Below are 16,489 nucleotides of genomic sequence, written 5' to 3' on the forward strand. Positions count from 1 at the left end.
CAAAATCGAAGGATCCAGGAATTCTAGTAGCGAAAGGGATGCGTCCGATGGGCGTATCCCTCTCGTCGTTTTGAGCGGCTTCTTGGGAGCTGGCAAGACGACGCTATTAAACAGGTGGCTTCAGCAGGCTGGCGGGCTTTGCGAGGGAATAGGGGAGGAGCGAATAATAGCCGCAATCAGGGAAAGCACGACAATCGCTAGGATCCCCGTTTTGATAGAAGTAGAGAGCGAGTCTTCTTGTTCTGTTCGCGAGTCGAGTAGGGTCTGGTTCAAGAAGCCCAGCGGATTGGCTATGTATCCGTTTTGCGCGGACAGAGTGATTGCGACCGAGAGGAGGATTCCGACGGGGAAGCGGGTTAAGAACAGGTGCCCGAACGAGAATTCGAGTGGGATGCCTTGGCTGGGCGAGGCGCGAGTCTGGAGATGTGTTAGGGCTGGAAGCGTTAGTCTTCTAGGGGTAGGAGCTCGATGTTGCGGAACCAGACGCCTTGGCCTTCGGCTTGCAGGGCTATGTGACCGGAGGAGAGTTGCAGGGGAACTCCTGCAGCAAGTAATGGGGCAGCGGCTTCGACGCCGTCGGCAGGATCGAGTTGCGGCTTTTGGTAGCGGACCACTTCCTGGCCGTTGACGCGGTGGATGACTTCCTCGTTACCACGGACTTCGATTTCGATGGCGACCCATTCGTCAGCAGGGAAGGTGGGAGCGGACGATTTGATAATATGTTGGGTGACAAGCTCGCCGTCTATCTCGAGATTGGTTCCCGGAGTGCAGACGTTTCCGGTGGAGCGCGGTCCTTTTCCTTCGTCGGCGAGGAATTGGAATTCTAGGCTGACGGGAAAGGACTGGTCGAGGCCCATGCTGAGCGGCGACTGGGAGTGGATCATGACCCCGCTGTTAAGATTAACAAAGCGCGGCGCGTCGGGCATCATTCCGCCCTCGAAACGGTACTCCATGCGCAGGATGTAGCGGGAGTAGGCGTGGTTGCTGTAGAGGTGACCGTATTGGCCGGAAAACTTGTCGTACTCATCGTAGGAGACTTTGAGGACGCCGTCTTCGACGCGGAAAGTGCGGTACGGATTTTTTCCGGTTTCGTGTCCAGCTAATTTGGGCGTCCAACCATCAAGCGTTTTCCCGTCGAAGAGGGGGATCCATTCCGGTTCGTAAGCGTAGACGAGCGAGGTGCAAAGGGAAAGTAGGGTACAAAAGGCGAGGGTTTTGAACGTCATTGTGGGGGCGGTAGATTTTTGCTTTAGCGAAAGCTGAGAGCTGGTGGCTTGACTGTCGATAGTCGAGTGAGTCGATGGAGCTCTAGAATTTTGGCGGATCTTAAGAGGGTTTGGCGCATTTCAAGACGGTTGGCGGCAGTGTGCCACGGTATTGCTGAAGTCCAGTAACGACGCCCTTTCGATCGCCAGATTATAACCCCATCTTACTCCTAACCTGATACTTATCTCATGAGGCTACTCAGCAGAGCGATTCTTTTCATTTTGTGCCTAGGCGGCTCTGTCGTTACTATGCACGCTCAAACGCCTTCATTTACGCGGAACGCCTCCGTGCACGATCCTTCGGTGATCAAAGTGGGAGATAGGTTCTATGTTTACGGCTCGCATGGGGCGTCGGCTTGGACGGATGACCTGATGAACTGGACGCAGGTGGCTTCGACCGTGTTTTCCGGAAGCCCGCGGCATTTCGCCAATTTCAATAGCGACCTTTCGGAACTCGTAACCTGGGCGCAGGTGAGTACGCTGTGGGCCGCAGACGTCTATCAGTTAGACGACGGGAAGTACTACTACTACTATAACGTTTGGACGAATCATTTGAACTACCGGAGCTACATGGGCCTGGCGGTTTCCGACACGGTAGAAGGGCCGTATACAAATGTTGGGGAGATTTTGAGAGGTGGCACGGGCGTATCGGGATTCGATCCTGCGTTTGATCCCAACACGATCGACCCTACGCTTTATCGCGACGCCGACGACACGCTATGGATGGTCTACGGATCGTATTCAGGAGGAATATTTACTCTCGAAATGGATGACGCGACTGGTTTTCAAAAACCCGGTCGGGAGTGGGGCACAAAGATCCTGAATGGGCGAGGGGCTTTGATTGAGGGGCCGTTCATAGATTACAATGCTGAGACGGAGTACTTCTACCTCTTCCTTTCCTATGGCGGACTGAATTCGAACGACGACTACAACATGCGTGTGTTCCGCTCGCGTAACCCAGATGGCCCTTTCCTAGATCCAGCTGGCAACGATCCTGCCACTGCTCCGGTCTCTAACTGGCAGGACTACGGTTTAACCTTCGCAGGAGGCTGGCAGTTTCTTCCGGTTCCGGGCGAGCTCAGCCAATCCCCCGCGGGCTACCTTTCTCCCGGACACAATTCCGTGATCAAAGATCCGGATAGCGGCAAATGGTTCAACATCTTCCACACTCGCTTTTTAGGCCAAGGGGAAGGACATCAGATCCGTGTCCATCAGTTCTTCTACAATGAGGATGGTTGGCCGGTCATGGCTCCTCACCGCTACGCTGGCGAAACTCAGGGCAGCTATACCGGAGAGCAGGTGGCTGGCTCCTATAAAACGATCCTCCATCCAAAAGAAATCAATCACTCCGATTGGATTCCCGGAGGTGATCCTAATCCGACTTTCTCCACTGTTGTCGCCCTAAGCGAAGACGGCACGGTATCTAGCTCCGAAGGCGACACGTGGAGTATGGTAGACGGGCAGAACATTCGCATCACCATGGATGGCTTACTTTATAAAGGCGTGGTTTGCGAACAGTGGGACAACGAAAACCGTATTTGGGTGATGGGCTTTACCGCGATTGGACCGGAAGGTCGGGCCTTGTGGGGAAGCGAGCTTGCGATCGCGGATCGCTCGGGAGAACTGGATCCGCCGGAGCTCGAGCAGATCGCGGACATTGCGCTCCCGATGGGCAATTCCCTTGATCTGACGCTCGTCAACAACGCTCCCAATCCCGATCTTACGCTCGTATTCAAAATCCTAGAAGGGCCGGAAGGTTTGCTTGTCGATTCGCTTACCGGCGCGACTAGCTGGACGCCGTTGGCCGCTCAGATGGGATCGATTCATCAGGTGCGTGTTAGACTCCAAGACCTGTTCGATCCTAGCATTGCGGATGACGTTCTTTTTTCGGTGTATGCGGCAGGTGGATACGAATTACAGGAGACGTCGCTCGACTTCAATGGCGCAGCGTCCACCGGTATTCTCGATAGCGTCGGAAGGAGGACAGGTCTTACTGCTCGACTCAGTGGTACAGGCGCTAGCTACACGGGTAGCGATCCGAATCTTGAGCTCGACGAAGCCGGAGGCCAGCTGCTGCTCAGCTCGACTCAAAGCGACTTTAATGGCCAGACCGGTGTGGCGCTTGCCTCAGCGGTCGGACTCAAGCTCTCTGAACTCGGTTTCGAGGGCACGGAGGACTTTTCAGTGACAGCTCGATTCGCTCCCATCGAGGGACTGGGAGATATTGATCAAGTCGGAGTATTTGTCGGGTCCTCGGCAACGACGTTGACGCGAGCAGGCGTTTTCCAAAGTACGTCTCCGCAAGGTCTGGCCGTGCATACACAATCGGGTTCAGACGCGGGTGCGACTTTTGACCAATCTGGCTACGATGTGAGCGATGGTTTGACGGTTTTGATCGCAAGAGAGTCGGGAGATTGGAGCTATCTGATAGATGGAGTGTCCGTTAGCCCCCAGGTGGCCAACGCGACTTTTCTCGACGGTTTAAGCGACTTGACGGTGGGCGTGTTTGCGATCAATCCGCTCAACACGGTTCGCAAGACGGTCGGGATCGATTCATTGCAGGTTGCCGTTCTTTCAGCTCAGCTCCGGCAAACGCGTATCCAAAAATGGAAGACAAAGCATTTCGGCGAAAGTCCAGCAGAGGGGATTACTGGAAATGACGACGACCCAGACAAGGACGGTCGCTCAAACCTCGTGGAATACGCGATTGGGACCGATCCGAGGGTGGGTGATGCAGATCCGAATGGAAAAATCGAGGTCGTCGACGGTAAGCTTGTTTGGACCTTTACCCAATTGGCAGATCCAGCCCTGAGCTACGAGGTCCGTTCTAGTGTGACACCTGGCGATAGCGTAGCAGCTGCTATTTGGAGCAGTTCTGTGGGTACGAACCAGGCTGGCCCTGTGGAAGTGAAAGCGGAAATTCCTGCAGAGACGGGCGGAAAAGTGTTTCTCCAGCTCGAGGTCGATACTGTGGAGTAGCAGTTTAGGGAACGTCGATTTCGTGTATTGACTGCGCGGCGAGCTTTCGCGACTAGAGTTGCCTTATGAAGAGGCAACCCTTGATCGCATTGCTAGAAACTTATCGTTCCCTCTGGGCTGATGAGAGCGAAGCCTGTGATCGTTATCTGGAATTTGTATCCAGAAATCCAGACTGCTTCGAGCGCAGCCTGCGAGAAGGACATGTGACTGGGTCGGCCTGGATCGTGAATACCGCGGGGACGCATGTGCTGCTGACGCATCATCGCAAGCTTGGCCAGTGGTTCCAGCTCGGTGGGCATGCGGATGGTGAATCAGATGTGGCGAAGGTGGCGATGCTGGAGGCTCGGGAAGAGTCGGGATTGGCGGGGCTGCAATTCGTGAGCGACGAGATTTTCGACATCGATATCCACCTTATCCCTGCGAGGAAATCGGATCCGGAACATTACCACTACGATGTGCGCTTTGCATTGCAGTCGATGGTATCCGATGCGTACACGGTGAGCGAGGAGTCCCTCAATCTGGCTTGGGTGGAGCTCGCGAATCTCACGGAGTACACGACCGAGGAGTCCATGTTGCGTATGGCGAGGAAGTGGCGGGAGTTGCAGTGGGGCTGAAGCTTCGCGCCTTGGGGTGTTCGCTGGTATGAGGCTTGCTAGGATGCACGAATGAAAACCCTGTCTTTTATTCTAGCGCTTTCCGCTTATTCTTGGGCATTTGCTCAGGCCGAAAACCTCGCCCTTGATTACATGCCACCGGATCACGTGGAGCAATTGGAAACCATCATGCCGGGAGCGGCGGAAATCGGTGGGGGCGTGCGCTTTTTGGAGCTGAGCGCCGGTGAGGGGCCCAAGATCGGGGAGGGGGACCGGATTGAGGCGATTTACACTGGGCGGCTTTTGGATGGGAGCATTTTTAATCAAAAGACAGGCCAATGGCATACCTACCGTTTCGAGGTGGGGGCGGATCCACGTCAAATTATCCAAGGCTGGGAAATTGCTATGCCGTACATGCAAAACGGCGGAAAGTACATGGTGGCGATCCCGTCGCAGTTTGCTTACAAGGACAAGGGGCGCCACGGTCAGGTGCCGCCTTATGCAACGGTGACTTTCGAGATCGAGATCTTGGGCGTGAACTGAGAGGCAACGTTTCGAACCAGAGCCGGGCGTGCTGGCTATGGTAGCTGGAGGTCGAGTCGTCGAGCGAGATCCTGCAAATCGTCTGCGAGGGGTGCGGAGAACTCCTTTTCAGGGATAGGAGCCGCATCGGGAAATTGGATGCGAGCGGCGTGCAATGCTTGACGAAGGTGTACGGTGCAAGGGAGATCTGTATACCACTCTTCGCCGATAAGCGGGTGACCAAGATGGGAAAGGTGGATACGGATTTGGTGGGTGCGCCCAGTGTAGAGTTTTGCTTGTATTAATGAGAAGCCGTTGCGCCGGTCTAGGACTAGGAAGCTAGTGTGAGCGGTCTTGCCGATGGGCGTGACGCCAAGGCTACGTTCGTCAACTTTTCCGATTGGTGATCGTTCGTCAATGATGTCCCAGGCCGGTTCCCCTTTCACGATACAGAGGTAATCTTTGAGCATTGCGGGATCTCGCCAGAGCGCTTGCAGGTCGGTGACCAGTTGCTTGTCCAGGGAGAAGAGGCAGACGCCACTGGTGTCGGCATCGAGTTGATGTACGGCCCATACCATTTGTCCAAAGTGATTGATCAAATGGTACTGCACACAGTCGTCGTCGTCCAGCGAGCGACCGGTGGTTGGCCAGTCGAAGGGTTTGTTCAGCACGATCAGATCGCCATGTTGAGCAAGGATAAAAGGGGCTATGTCGAGAGTGCGCATCTAGCGTCGCGATTGGGGAGAGTCCCGCATTGCCGATGCACCTGCCCGGTAAGGCTCATCTGTTTCTAACAACGAATCGAGCGGGAATTAATACGAGTAGCAGCGTTCGGTCTACTGTGCTGGAGTCGGGGCCTTGACTTGCTCGAACAGGCTTTCGAGGAGGGTGTGTACGACGTCGACGGTGAAGGCGTTGCCAACTTGATGGAGGAGGTCGGTCTCGGCGACGCCGTAAACGCGTTTTTGGTAAGACTTGTCGAAGCCTTGTAGGCCGAGTCCTTCGAGTCCGGAGATTTTGCGCAGTTCGCCGTCGCGGGCGTAGAGCAGGCCATGGCGTCCGGAACGAAGGGTAGGCGCTACTTTTTCAAAAAGGCGCAAGTCTGACTGGCGGGTGTCGATGATGGTGCAGTTCGGTAGCTCTTTGAGAACTTCGACGGTCGTGCCAGAAGGTTTGTTGTATTTGTTGTTCAAATACTTTTCCAAGTAAGCGTAGCCTTCGGCTGTGACCGCGAACTTTGGATCCTTGGAGGTGAGGATGTGGCGGAGCTGCTTTTGCTTCTTTTTCTTCTCAGGGAATTGAAACTCGAAGGTGTCGCTGACGAGTTCTTCGCGGATGCCAACGAAGTAGACACGTTCGCGCATCTGGGGGATGCCGTAGTCTTGGGAGGATACGAGTTTCCAGGTGACCTTGTAACCAGCTGAACGGAGCTCGATCAGGATTTGCTTTAGGGTCTCGCCTTTGTTGTGGCTCATCAGACCCTTTACATTCTCAAGCAGGAAGTAGTTGGGCTTCTTGGCGGCGAGGATGTCGCTGAGGGCGAAGATGATTTGGCCACGCGGATCCTTGAAGCCTTCGCGCCGTCCCACGATAGAGAAAGTCTGGCAGGGGAAACCGCCAAGCATGACATCGAAGTCGGGGACTTCGTTTGGATCCATCTTAGTGAGGTCGCCGAGGTCGATGAGTGGTTCCCAGAGGGTTTCCAAATCGTGCAGCATTCGGTAGGTCCGCTTGGCCTTTGGATCGATTTCCGAGTAGCCGACGCAGCCTCCACCCAGTTTTACGGCGGCGGCATGGCCAGCGCCAATGCCAGCGCAGAAGTCGAGGAATCGGAAAGTGGGGTTGTCGGCGTGCATGTCGAAATCGGTCTAGAGAGGCGAAGCAGGAGGATGTTGCCTCAGTGAAACCGAAGAGCTGTAAGGACGAACAGAGAAACGTCAAAAAGCAAAGTGCCAGTTTTTCGCTTACTTCGAGACAAGCGTGGAACTGAGAAAACCAGGATTTTTGGTTGACGCTACTACTCGTGTAGTAGTATCTACTACACGATGCCGATGAAGAATGAATCTACGAGTGAGAAGCTCAGCCCTATGGAGCTGGAAATCATGCAGACGCTGTGGAATTTGAAAGCGGCGTCTATACGCGAGGTGCAGGAAGCGTTGCCCGAGAAGCGGAAGGTCGAGTACACGACCGTACAGACCATCGTTTATCGGCTCGAAAAGAAGGGAGCGGTGCGTCGGGCCAAGAAGATCGGAAACGCTCATATCTTCGAACCGATGGTGACTAAGAAATCGGCGATTGGCTCGATCGTGGACGATTTTCTTTCGCTATTCGGTGGCTCGGCTGAGCCGGTGATGCTGCACATGGCGGAGTCGGGTAAACTGTCTTTGAAGGATCTGAAATCCATCGAGGATGCGATCAAGCAATCTCAGGATAAGAAAGGGGGCGAAGTTGAGTGAGCTATCTTATTTCGTAGTTTCCCATCTTTGGGAATCGTCGCTCTTTGGTCTTGTATGCGTTCTGCTGATACTGGCACTGGGACACTCATGGAGCTTTAGCCGTCATTTCTTGGCGTGGGCAAGTTTGTTGAAGTTGCTAATTCCTTTCGCTGCTTTGGCACCCTTGTTTTCCTTCGCCAAAGGAATTCTGTCCTCGAGCGAAAAAATCGGGGCGCCGGGCCTTGGTTATTTAAACCTGACGGCTCAAACTTTGAAAATTGATACGTGGGTGGAGCTCGGGGGAGAAACGGCCCCTGCGGATGCGGTGATCCCATGGGAGATCGTGGCAGCCTGCGTTTGGGCTATCGGGGTTTTCGTTTTGGGTGCCGTTTGGCTGCGGCAGTACTTTCGTGTGTCGAAAGACCTGCGGTTGACGGGGGAGCCGGTCAACGATGACTGGCAATGCTTAGCGAGGAAAGTATGGGAAAAGAGAATACAAAATATGCCGCAGGTTGTCATTTGCCGAGACGAGCGTTTGGCTGCGGGAGTGTTTGGACTCTTTCGTCCGTCGGTGATTGTTCCCGCGTCCTTGGATCGGGCTTTTTCAGAAGCAGAGCGCGAGGCATTTTTGCGACACGAATTTCAACACGTCTACAAGCGTGATACACTTTGGCTCTTCGTCCAAAAGTTCATTCGAAATCTGTTCTGGATGCATCCCTTGGTGTGGTGGCTGGATCGTCAGATTAGCGCGGAGCGCGAGATTTTGAGGGACGAAGAGGTTATCCGAAAAACCGAAAACGTAACATCATATCTAAACTGTCTTATGAAAGTATCTAAGATCAAGCTGCCTAGCAGCTATGCCACCAGTGTGGGAATTATGGGGGCTCCCTTCCAAAACCGTATCAAGTCGATCTCTCGCTTGGGGAAGTCCCGAGTGGGAGACGTCGTCTCAGCCGTCGGAAGCGTATTGGCGGTAGTGGCCCTAAGCCTTTTCTTGTCGGCTTCCTTGTCGTTGAGCGAGTTGAGAGCTGAGACTCCGGAGGGGGGAACTGCAGCAGAGAATCCCGTTGTCGAACCGAGTCTGAGCGACACGGAGCGAGTCGTTGTGAAAGGAATACTCGAGGAAATGAAAGAGACCGGCGACAAGGAGCGTGCTTTGCAAACCGTTTTAGCTGCGATTACCGAAGATTCATCTGCGGCCTTCGAATTCATCGCAGGCAATTTTTATGCTGAGAAAGATGAGCTAGAGAAGGCGATCGAGTATTATCAGCTCGCGGCGGGAAAGTATCCGAACTTCTTACGGGCTATAAGAAACGGCGCGATCATGCAGGTCATGGAAGGGCACTATGAGGATGCGAAAGAGAATTTTTTGCGCGCCAAACGTTTGGGCGCAGATGATACGACAAGCAACGGTTTACTCGGTCTTTGTTATTTGAATACAGAGGACGCAGCGTCGGCAGAGCACTACTACCGCCTCGCGATTGAGCAGGATCCAGAAGTCGATGATTGGCAGATAGGGCTAGCGAAAGTTCTATATAGCCAAGGGCAAAAGGAAGAGGGGAATGCTGTTGTTGTCGCCTTGGCGGAGAGACTTGTAGAAGCGGGCGAGTTGGATAGAGCGGAGTCCTTGTTAGAGGACTTGCCTGAGCCTGGGATGGGGGATCTGGATTTTAAAGACCGGACGCAATAGAGAATTACCACACCGTGCGAGCAGTCCGGGCCCTCGTGGCTCGGGCTGCTTTTTAGGTCAGTCGATCTCGAGAACGATGGCCCCGTTTCGCTCTTCGGTTTCTACTCGTCGATGGGCTTCGGCGGCTTGCTCCATCGGGTAAATACTATCGACGAGTGGGTTGAGTTTTCCGGTTTCCACGAGGGCTTTTAGTTCTGCGAGTTCAGCAGGAGATTCGGCGGCGAAGGCGGTGTAGATGGGGTGGTTCGAGTAGAACCGATTGAAGAGAGACTTCATGAGGTCGGCGAAACGTGGGTTTCCGGAGGCGTAGCGTCCGTTTGGTTTGAGTGTGTTCAAGCAGTCCCGCAGGTTGCTGCTGACGACCATGTCGAAGATCATATCGTACCTGATTGCTTCCTGGGTGAAGTCCTGTTGGGTGTAATCGATGAAGTGGTCGGCTCCGGCTCTTTCAGTGATGGCCCGTTTGCTAGCCTTGTCCACCACGGTGACAATCGCTCCGCGAGCTTTCGCGATTTGGATGGCGAAGAGGCCTATGCTGCCGCCACCGCCGTTGATGAGAAGGTGTTCTGCCTCCGTGGGGTTTAGCTTATTTAGAAAATGCAGTGCGTTCAGTCCACCGAGGGGGATGGCTGCTGCTTGCGCGAAGCTTGTACCCGATGGTGTTTTCACTACCGTATAGTGCTCGGGCAATCGCAGGTACTGGGCGTAAGCTCCAAGTTGCATTTTGGCGCAGCCAAAAACGGCGTCGCCTTTTCGCAATGGAGAACTGGGAGGTGGATCAGATGCGACTTCCCCAGCGAAGTATCCTCCGAGGATCGGGTTGCGAGGGGACCGTATGCCGTATGCGATCCGAAGCGGTAGCCAGAACCATTTGACGGCGAAGCGGAAACCGCGGAATTCGCAGTCTGATTTGGTGACTTCGGCGGCTCTGACCCGGATCAGAAGCTGCTTCTCCTTGGCCGCGGGAGCGGGGAGTTCTTCGATTTGAAGGACTTCGGGCGGTCCGTATCTACGGAATGTGACTGCTCTCATCTAGATGCTAATTGCACCGTAGGTCGCTTCTTCTCGATAGTGACCTCAAAGCGGTGGACCTTCGAGCTCGATGTCGTAGGCGGCGAAGAAGGCCCCGATATCCTCAATGGTTGCGATCTCCGCGACCAGGCGTTGGAAGAACTCCTCCGACTTGCCAGCATCCAGTAGTTCGTAGTGAAGGGTCCCCGGCTCGTCGCCGACGTTCTTGAAGGTGTGAACGGCGCCGGGTGGAATGCTAATGCTGTCGCCGTTCTTGAGGGTGACCTGCTCGCCGTCTTTCTGGAAAAGGAAGGTGCCTTCAATGATGTGAAAAATCTCGTACTGCTTCGTATGAGTGTGGAGAGGGGGGGGCAACCTGGGGAGGAACGATTTCGCGAAAGACAGCGGTTCGGCCGGCGGTTTGGGAAGAGGGAACAATGCAGGCAATGTCGAATTTCATGGCAAATGGGGCTGAGTGAAAAATGAAAATACAAATTTCGGTATAGCGCAATTAGCAATCGACCCAGAGTAGCGATGCGGCGGGGCAGGTCTAAGTCGGTGGGCGAGGAGAGCCTTGATTCTTTCTGCACCGCAAAATGTATCCAGGTTAGCGGTACGAACTAGTCGTCGTATCTCAGGATAGTCGGGACAGCCTCGGGGAATTCCTCGACGAGGTCTTCGTAGTGGATGTCTAGAAAGGCGAGGGCAGGTTCCACAGTAGCGAAGACGCCCATTCGTTGTTTCTTACTCACGTCCTTGGCCAGCTTCATGGTGCTGGCTGTAGCGCCGATTTGCCGTGTCACGATGACAGTAGGAGCTTTAGCATACTGAGGAAGCTCGCGTGTGAGACGCTCTCCCAATTGGCTGATTTCGGCTGACTTCAAGGGAACATCTGCGTCGGAGAAGGCGAGCACCTTGGTTTTTTCGTCCACGTTTCCGTTCTTCACATGCACGGCTTTGAGTTCAATCAAGCTATTGACGTCGATCCGATCCTCGATGATTTCAAGAACTAGATTTAGTCTTTTAGAAAAGTAAGTACGGCAACTCATTTGATCGGTCCTCGCATGTGTCTGCTTTCGAATACAGCGTAAGATTCGATTTAGTCAATTTAGGACGGACTCTCGCGCGGATGGAATCTTGCGATTTCGAAACCGGCCCGACGACTAATTTTGAGATAAGACTGGGTCGGCCTTCGATAAAGTTCACGAAGAAAAGGCGGTTTTCGCCAATGAGGAAAACCGCCTTGTAGAATCGTAGGTGGTGGGAACAGGGCTATTTGAGATCGAACCGGTCCGCGTTCATGACCTTGGTCCAAGCAGCGACGAAGTCCTTGACGAACTTTTCTTGCGAGTCGTTGCAGGCGTAGACTTCCGCGAGGGCGCGCAGTTCGGAGTTTGAGCCAAAGGTGAGATCGACCCGGGTGGCGGTGCGTTTGATCTCTCCTGTTTTACGGTCGCGACCGTCGAAGAACTCCTCGTCCTTCGATTGCGGGAACCAAGCGACGCTCATGTCTAGCAGGTTGACGAAGAAGTCGTTACTGAGGGTGCCTGGCTTGTCGGTGAAAACTCCATGTTTGGAGCCGTCCCAATTAGTATCCAGTACGCGCATACCTCCGACGAGGACAGTCAGTTCTGGAGCAGTCAGGCCAAGTAGCTGCGCCTTGTCTACGAGTAGTTCCTCAGCGGATACCGTGTAGCGTGCTTTGAGGTAGTTGCGGAATCCGTCGGCCATAGGCTCGAGCGGTTCGAAGGCTTCGACATCGGTCTGTTCTTGGGAGGCGTCTGCTCGCCCGGGGCTGAAGGGGACCGTGATCTCGAAGCCAGCGTCTTTCGCAGCCTTTTCTACGCCAGCACACCCAGCGAGAACGATGATGTCAGCCAGTGAAACGGGTTTTCCGTAATCGTCTTTTATGGATTCGAGGGTAGGGAGCACCTTGTCGAGTTGGGTGGGCTGGTTAACCTCCCAGTCCTTTTGAGGGGCGAGACGGATACGGGCGCCATTTGCTCCGCCGCGCATGTCTGAACCGCGGTAGGTGGAGGCGGATGCCCAAGCTGTGGATACAAGCTCGGATACGGAGAGACCGGAGTCGAGTACCTTGATCTTAAGGGCAGCGATATCTGCCTCGCCGATTAGTTCGTGGTCGACGGCAGGGATGGGATCCTGCCAAATCAGTTCTTCTGCGGGGACGTCGGGTCCGAGGTAGCGTGCTCTCGGTCCCATGTCGCGATGGGTGAGCTTGAACCAAGCACGGGCAAAGGCGTCGGCGAATTGGTCGGGGTTCTCGTAAAAGCGGCGGGAGATCTTCTCGTACTCCGGATCGTATCGCAGCGCAATATCCGTCGTGAGCATGGAAGGGGCGATCTTCTGCGATGCGTCGTGGGCGTGGGGAACGGTGCCTGCGGCGGCTCCGTCCTTAGGCGTCCATTGGTGGGCACCGGCAGGGCTTTTTGTGAGTTCCCATTCGTATTCGAAGAGGTTCTCGAAGTAGTAGTTACTCCATTGGGTAGGCGTTTGGGTCCATGTGACTTCAAGTCCGCTGGTTATGGTATCGCCAGCTTTTCCGGATCCATGGCTACTAGTCCAGCCGAGGCCTTGCTCGTGCAGAGGCGCTGCCTCAGGTTCAGGACCAACTGCCCCGGCATCACCGGCACCATGGGTCTTCCCGAAGGTGTGACCGCCGGCGATGAGAGCGACGGTTTCTTCGTCGTTCATAGCCATGCGGGCGAATGTTTCGCGAATGTCTATCGCGGAGGCAACGGGGTCTGGGTTGCCGTCGGGGCCTTCCGGATTGACGTAGATGAGCCCCATCTGCACAGCAGCGAGCGGGTTCTCTAGGTCTCGTGAATGGATGTCGCCGTCTGCGTCGTCGTCGGAGACTAAAGCTCCGTGTTCCTTGTCGGTTCCTTCCGAGCCGTGCGAGTAGCGTTCTTCCCCGCCGAGCCAGGTCTTTTCGTTTCCCCAGTAGATATCTTTTTCCGGCTCCCAAATGTCGGCTCGTCCGCCGGCGAAGCCAAACGTTTTGAAGCCCATGGATTCGAGCGAGATATTGCCGGTAAGGATCATGAGGTCAGCCCATGAGATCTTGCGTCCGTACTTTTGCTTGATGGGCCAGAGTAAGCGTCGGGCCTTGTCGAGGTTGACGTTGTCCGGCCAGCTGTTGAGCGGGGCGAAACGTTGGCTGCCAGTGCCGCCTCCGCCACGTCCGTCGCCGGTGCGGTAAGTACCGGCGCTGTGCCAGGCCATGCGGATAAAGAAGGGACCGTAGTGTCCGAAGTCGGCGGGCCACCAATCTTGCGAATCGGTCATCAAGGCGTGTAGGTCTTTTTTGACCGCTTCTAGGTCGAGGCTTTCGAACTCCTTGGCGTAGTCGAATTCCTCGCCCATTGGATCGGAGAGAGAGGAATGTTGGCGTAGTATATCCAGTTTGAGCTGGTTCGGCCACCAATCGTGGTTAGCCGTTCCGCCGCCTGCTGAATGGTTGAAGGGACATTTGCTTTGGGTACTCATAAGATTGAATGGGGGTGCTGAGGTTTGCGTTCGGACGAGAGGATTGAGTCCTGTGCTTTTTAAAACGAGTAAAGGGGTGTGTCAAATTCAGGGTTGGAATAAGAAAGTCGGATTTGCGCGGCAGGCGTCGTGGGATGAATTAGTTCATTCGTTGAAGCTAAATGGATCAGTTCTGTTAACCTGTTCGGATGTATTCAAAAAATAGCTACGAAGTGGTGGCGTTTTGGAAGGTCAGTCCTCACAAAAAGAGGAGATGTTTTAGAGAATAGAAGTGCTACTGCTCAATTTCAGCGCCTGCTCTCGTCAAAAGAGCATCGCCGGGTAGGGTTGCAGATAATTTGTTTACGTATTTGGTTTGGCTTGGACGAAGCGTTGACCCGGGAGGCAGATAGTTATGCACCGCTTGCTTGATTGTCGAGAGTTATAGATCTCACTCGGGCGAGCAAGTGACTCCGTATCAAATGCTTTCGTTCCAGTGACTCGGCGAGCAGCAGCCGAATGAGTGCAATGAGCAGAGGTGGTGTAATGCCGACTGTCACTAAATATTATGCATTTTAAGGTACGATAGGATGGTATCGAGGGATGATCGACTCTGGCATTCGCCGGGTTTCGAGGTGACTGGTATAGCCTCTGCTACTTTCGAATCGTTTCCGTTTGGTAACTTTTGCGTAACGTGGATGTGGTTTCATGAGTACAGTGAACTTAACGAAACCTTTATCCTCACGCTTTGCTGCCCCTCAGCTCGCTGCCATGTCTATTCCGAAATCAAAGGACTTTTCTCTGCCCGTTTTTGGATTCTCATTTATTCTCCTGCTCGCTCCTCTTGAAGTCGTTGCCGAGTCAGCGTCCGAGCGATATGAACCGGTGTCGGTGAAGCGCCAAGTGGAGCCGAACTTCCCTCGCTGGGCGTATTCGAATGGAGTGAGCCGTGGATTTGCGAGGGTTGCATTCTATGTAGACGAGGAGGGACACGCCTCGGAGTTCATGCCGCTAGAATTCACGCACAGTGCCTTTTCTGACGAGCTGCTTCGCGTGGTTCGGAAATGGAAGTTCGAACCAGCCTATTTCGAGGGTCGCCCAATCAAAAGCGTTTGCCGAGCGCATTGGGAGTTCTTGCCGGATCGGCCTGTGCAAAAGATACTGGCTACTGGGTCGGAATTCCACTTCTCGAATTCGAGCGGTTTGGCCTCGCAGTCAGTTTCGCTAAGCGACGAGGGCGGACTGGACAGGAGTGTGTCGATGGTGGCGTTTCCGCCTATCGTGCTTGAGGGTAGCAGTTCAGATGTGGATGATTTTGTCCAGGCAACTTGTAGCTTTTTTGTGGATACGGATGGGTCGGTGGGCCTTCCTGTAGTGGAATTCTCATCCGAACCTCGGTTGGATGAATTCGTGGTTTCCGCTCTGAAGCACTCCGCGTTTGAGAGGCCAATGCTGGATGGAGAGCCGTCCGTGGCTTGGCTGAGAAAAACTTACCGCATCCCAATTGTTAAAGACTTTTGATTTATGAGTATGGACCTACCACCAGATCCCGTTGTGATCGAAGAGCCCGTTGAATTGCCTCGTTCGTTCTCGAGAGATGTGGTGTTAGCTGCATTCGCAGTGGATTCGTATTGTTTGGGTCCACATTGGGTGTACGACACGGATAAGCTTGAAGAAATCTATCCGGAGGGAATCGATAGACTCGATGATCCACGTTCTGAATACCATCCTGGAAAAGGTAAGGGCGACTTGACGCATTATGGAGACCAGACGCTGATTTTGCTGGAATCGTTGGCCGATAGCGGAGAGCCGGACACGGGCAAGTGGATGCAGGATTGGCTTTCGTTTTGGCAGAACGACCCGCAGAGCTACTTGGATGGCGCGACGCGAAACGTGTTGGAAGCTTGGGCGAGTGAACAGAGATTTATTCCGTCCCATAGCCACGACCTCGCGGGCGCATCGCGTATCGCTCCGTTGCTTTCGCTCTTGGCGGAAGAGCCCGTTGATCGGGTCGTGCAAGCGGCTCGCGATTACACGGCTTCGACGCACGGAGATTCGTTGGTGGTCGATGCTGCCGAGTTTTTCACCCGTGCCAGCTTCTACCAGAGAGAAGGGCACAAGCTGAAGAGCGCATTTTCTTTGGCTGCTGTGGAAACCAGTGAAGCCATCGAGGCACTTTTCCGTCAGGGGCTTTGGGAACCTGAGGAGGGAGCGCTCGATATGGCGTTTCGTTTCGGTCAAAATTGTGACGTGTCGAATGCGCTGCCATTAACGGTCTGGCTTGCATTGAAGTATCAAGATGATCCTGTGAAAATGCTCGAGCAAAACGCGTTAGTGGGGGGAGATAGCGCAGCGCGGGGGATGTTGTTGGCAATATTGATCGCTGCTGAGGGAGGGTACGGCCGTCTGCCTGTTTCCTGGACTACCGAGTTGAACGGGATCGAGCGAATAGGTGATGCCCTGCAGTCGATCGTCGCTAACCAAGGCTAAATGAGCTAGATTTTCCGA

General features: G+C 54.2%; 14 protein-coding genes and 1 pseudogene. 8 read left to right on the forward strand and 7 right to left on the reverse strand.

The genetic code is table 11. From position 1 onward, the window contains the following. Window positions 1–4: 4 nt before the first annotated feature. Window positions 5–121: pseudogene (locus QEH53_RS24165) on the forward strand (GTP-binding protein); the annotation flags it as partial. A 322-nt stretch (window positions 122–443) separates the two neighbouring features. Here the strand turns inward: QEH53_RS24165 and QEH53_RS09170 are convergent. Then, entirely contained in the window at window positions 444–1,226 is a 783-nt protein-coding gene (locus tag QEH53_RS09170) for a DUF1080 domain-containing protein (protein WP_309022876.1), read from the reverse strand. Window positions 1,227–1,514: 288 nt separating this feature from the next. On the opposite strand from QEH53_RS09170, the gene QEH53_RS09175 reads away from it, so the two are divergent. The 3 genes from QEH53_RS09175 (at window position 1,515) to QEH53_RS09185 (ending at window position 5,380) form a co-directional block, all read left to right on the forward strand. Beyond that, window positions 1,515–4,244: a glycoside hydrolase family 43 protein gene (locus QEH53_RS09175; protein ID WP_309022877.1), complete on the forward strand. Its 2,730-nt coding sequence runs from the start codon at window positions 1,515–1,517 to the stop codon at window positions 4,242–4,244. A 65-nt stretch (window positions 4,245–4,309) separates the two neighbouring features. After that, entirely contained in the window at window positions 4,310–4,858 is a 549-nt protein-coding gene (locus QEH53_RS09180) for an NUDIX hydrolase (protein ID WP_309022878.1), read from the forward strand. Window positions 4,859–4,909: 51 nt separating this feature from the next. Then, the gene (locus QEH53_RS09185) at window positions 4,910–5,380 is read left to right on the forward strand and encodes an FKBP-type peptidyl-prolyl cis-trans isomerase (protein WP_309022879.1); all 471 of its coding nucleotides are present in this window, start codon (window positions 4,910–4,912) and stop codon (window positions 5,378–5,380) included. A gap of 35 nt (window positions 5,381–5,415) precedes the next feature. On the opposite strand, the gene QEH53_RS09190 is transcribed toward QEH53_RS09185, so the two are convergent. Next, window positions 5,416–6,084: an RluA family pseudouridine synthase gene (locus tag QEH53_RS09190; protein ID WP_309022880.1), complete on the reverse strand. Its 669-nt coding sequence runs from the start codon at window positions 6,082–6,084 to the stop codon at window positions 5,416–5,418. A gap of 111 nt (window positions 6,085–6,195) precedes the next feature. Further along, on the reverse strand, window positions 6,196–7,215 hold the full coding sequence (gene dcm, locus QEH53_RS09195) for a DNA (cytosine-5-)-methyltransferase (RefSeq protein WP_309022881.1): 1,020 nt from the start codon (window positions 7,213–7,215) through the stop codon (window positions 6,196–6,198). 195 nt (window positions 7,216–7,410) lie between these two features. Between dcm and QEH53_RS09200 the strand changes: the two genes are divergently transcribed. Together QEH53_RS09200 and QEH53_RS09205 are read left to right on the forward strand one after the other, a co-directional pair. Beyond that, entirely contained in the window at window positions 7,411–7,815 is a 405-nt protein-coding gene (locus QEH53_RS09200) for a BlaI/MecI/CopY family transcriptional regulator (protein ID WP_309022882.1), read from the forward strand. Continuing rightward, complete coding sequence (locus QEH53_RS09205; RefSeq protein ID WP_309022883.1) at window positions 7,769–9,484, forward strand: M56 family metallopeptidase; 1,716 nt, start codon at window positions 7,769–7,771, stop codon at window positions 9,482–9,484. The genes QEH53_RS09200 and QEH53_RS09205 overlap by 47 nt, the downstream gene beginning before the upstream one ends. Window positions 9,485–9,541: 57 nt before the next feature. On the opposite strand, the gene QEH53_RS09210 is transcribed toward QEH53_RS09205, so the two are convergent. From QEH53_RS09210 to katG, 4 genes are all read right to left on the reverse strand, one after another. Beyond that, complete coding sequence (locus tag QEH53_RS09210; RefSeq protein WP_309022884.1) at window positions 9,542–10,516, reverse strand: NAD(P)-dependent alcohol dehydrogenase; 975 nt, start codon at window positions 10,514–10,516, stop codon at window positions 9,542–9,544. A gap of 45 nt (window positions 10,517–10,561) precedes the next feature. Continuing rightward, window positions 10,562–10,870: a cupin domain-containing protein gene (locus QEH53_RS09215; RefSeq protein ID WP_309022885.1), complete on the reverse strand. Its 309-nt coding sequence runs from the start codon at window positions 10,868–10,870 to the stop codon at window positions 10,562–10,564. Between the two features lie 245 nt (window positions 10,871–11,115). Next, on the reverse strand, window positions 11,116–11,544 hold the full coding sequence (locus QEH53_RS09220) for a hypothetical protein (protein ID WP_309022886.1): 429 nt from the start codon (window positions 11,542–11,544) through the stop codon (window positions 11,116–11,118). Window positions 11,545–11,767: 223 nt separating this feature from the next. Then, a complete protein-coding gene (gene katG / locus QEH53_RS09225) occupies window positions 11,768–14,002 on the reverse strand; it encodes a catalase/peroxidase HPI (RefSeq protein WP_309022887.1) in 2,235 nt (744 codons plus the stop codon). A 750-nt stretch (window positions 14,003–14,752) separates the two neighbouring features. On the opposite strand from katG, the gene QEH53_RS09230 reads away from it, so the two are divergent. Together QEH53_RS09230 and QEH53_RS09235 are read left to right on the forward strand one after the other, a co-directional pair. Beyond that, window positions 14,753–15,502 carry a hypothetical protein gene (locus tag QEH53_RS09230; RefSeq protein WP_309022888.1) on the forward strand — a complete coding sequence of 250 codons (750 nt, stop codon included), beginning with the start codon at window positions 14,753–14,755 and terminating at the stop codon, window positions 15,500–15,502. Window positions 15,503–15,511: 9 nt separating this feature from the next. Next, window positions 15,512–16,471: an ADP-ribosylglycohydrolase family protein gene (locus QEH53_RS09235; protein ID WP_309022889.1), complete on the forward strand. Its 960-nt coding sequence runs from the start codon at window positions 15,512–15,514 to the stop codon at window positions 16,469–16,471. The last annotated feature ends 18 nt before the right edge of the window (window positions 16,472–16,489 follow it).

The sequence above is a fragment of the Pelagicoccus sp. SDUM812002 genome (assembly GCF_031127835.1).
In the GTDB taxonomy this organism is placed as follows: Bacteria; Verrucomicrobiota; Verrucomicrobiia; order Opitutales; family Opitutaceae; genus Pelagicoccus.

Coding starts and splice junctions, on each gene's coding strand:
- QEH53_RS09175 (WP_309022877.1), top strand. CDS start 1,515: ATGCACGCTCAAACGCCTTCATTTACGCGGAACGCCTCCGTGCACGAT.
- QEH53_RS09190 (WP_309022880.1), bottom strand. CDS start 6,084: ATGCGCACTCTCGACATAGCCCCTTTTATCCTTGCTCAACATGGCGAT.
- QEH53_RS09235 (WP_309022889.1), top strand. CDS start 15,512: ATGGACCTACCACCAGATCCCGTTGTGATCGAAGAGCCCGTTGAATTG.
- QEH53_RS09200 (WP_309022882.1), top strand. CDS start 7,411: ATGAAGAATGAATCTACGAGTGAGAAGCTCAGCCCTATGGAGCTGGAA.
- dcm (WP_309022881.1), bottom strand. CDS start 7,215: ATGCACGCCGACAACCCCACTTTCCGATTCCTCGACTTCTGCGCTGGC.
- QEH53_RS09205 (WP_309022883.1), top strand. CDS start 7,769: ATGCGATCAAGCAATCTCAGGATAAGAAAGGGGGCGAAGTTGAGTGAG.
- QEH53_RS09170 (WP_309022876.1), bottom strand. CDS start 1,226: ATGACGTTCAAAACCCTCGCCTTTTGTACCCTACTTTCCCTTTGCACC.
- QEH53_RS09210 (WP_309022884.1), bottom strand. CDS start 10,516: ATGAGAGCAGTCACATTCCGTAGATACGGACCGCCCGAAGTCCTTCAA.
- QEH53_RS09220 (WP_309022886.1), bottom strand. CDS start 11,544: ATGAGTTGCCGTACTTACTTTTCTAAAAGACTAAATCTAGTTCTTGAA.
- QEH53_RS09180 (WP_309022878.1), top strand. CDS start 4,310: ATGAAGAGGCAACCCTTGATCGCATTGCTAGAAACTTATCGTTCCCTC.
- katG (WP_309022887.1), bottom strand. CDS start 14,002: ATGAGTACCCAAAGCAAATGTCCCTTCAACCATTCAGCAGGCGGCGGA.
- QEH53_RS09230 (WP_309022888.1), top strand. CDS start 14,753: ATGTCTATTCCGAAATCAAAGGACTTTTCTCTGCCCGTTTTTGGATTC.
- QEH53_RS09185 (WP_309022879.1), top strand. CDS start 4,910: ATGAAAACCCTGTCTTTTATTCTAGCGCTTTCCGCTTATTCTTGGGCA.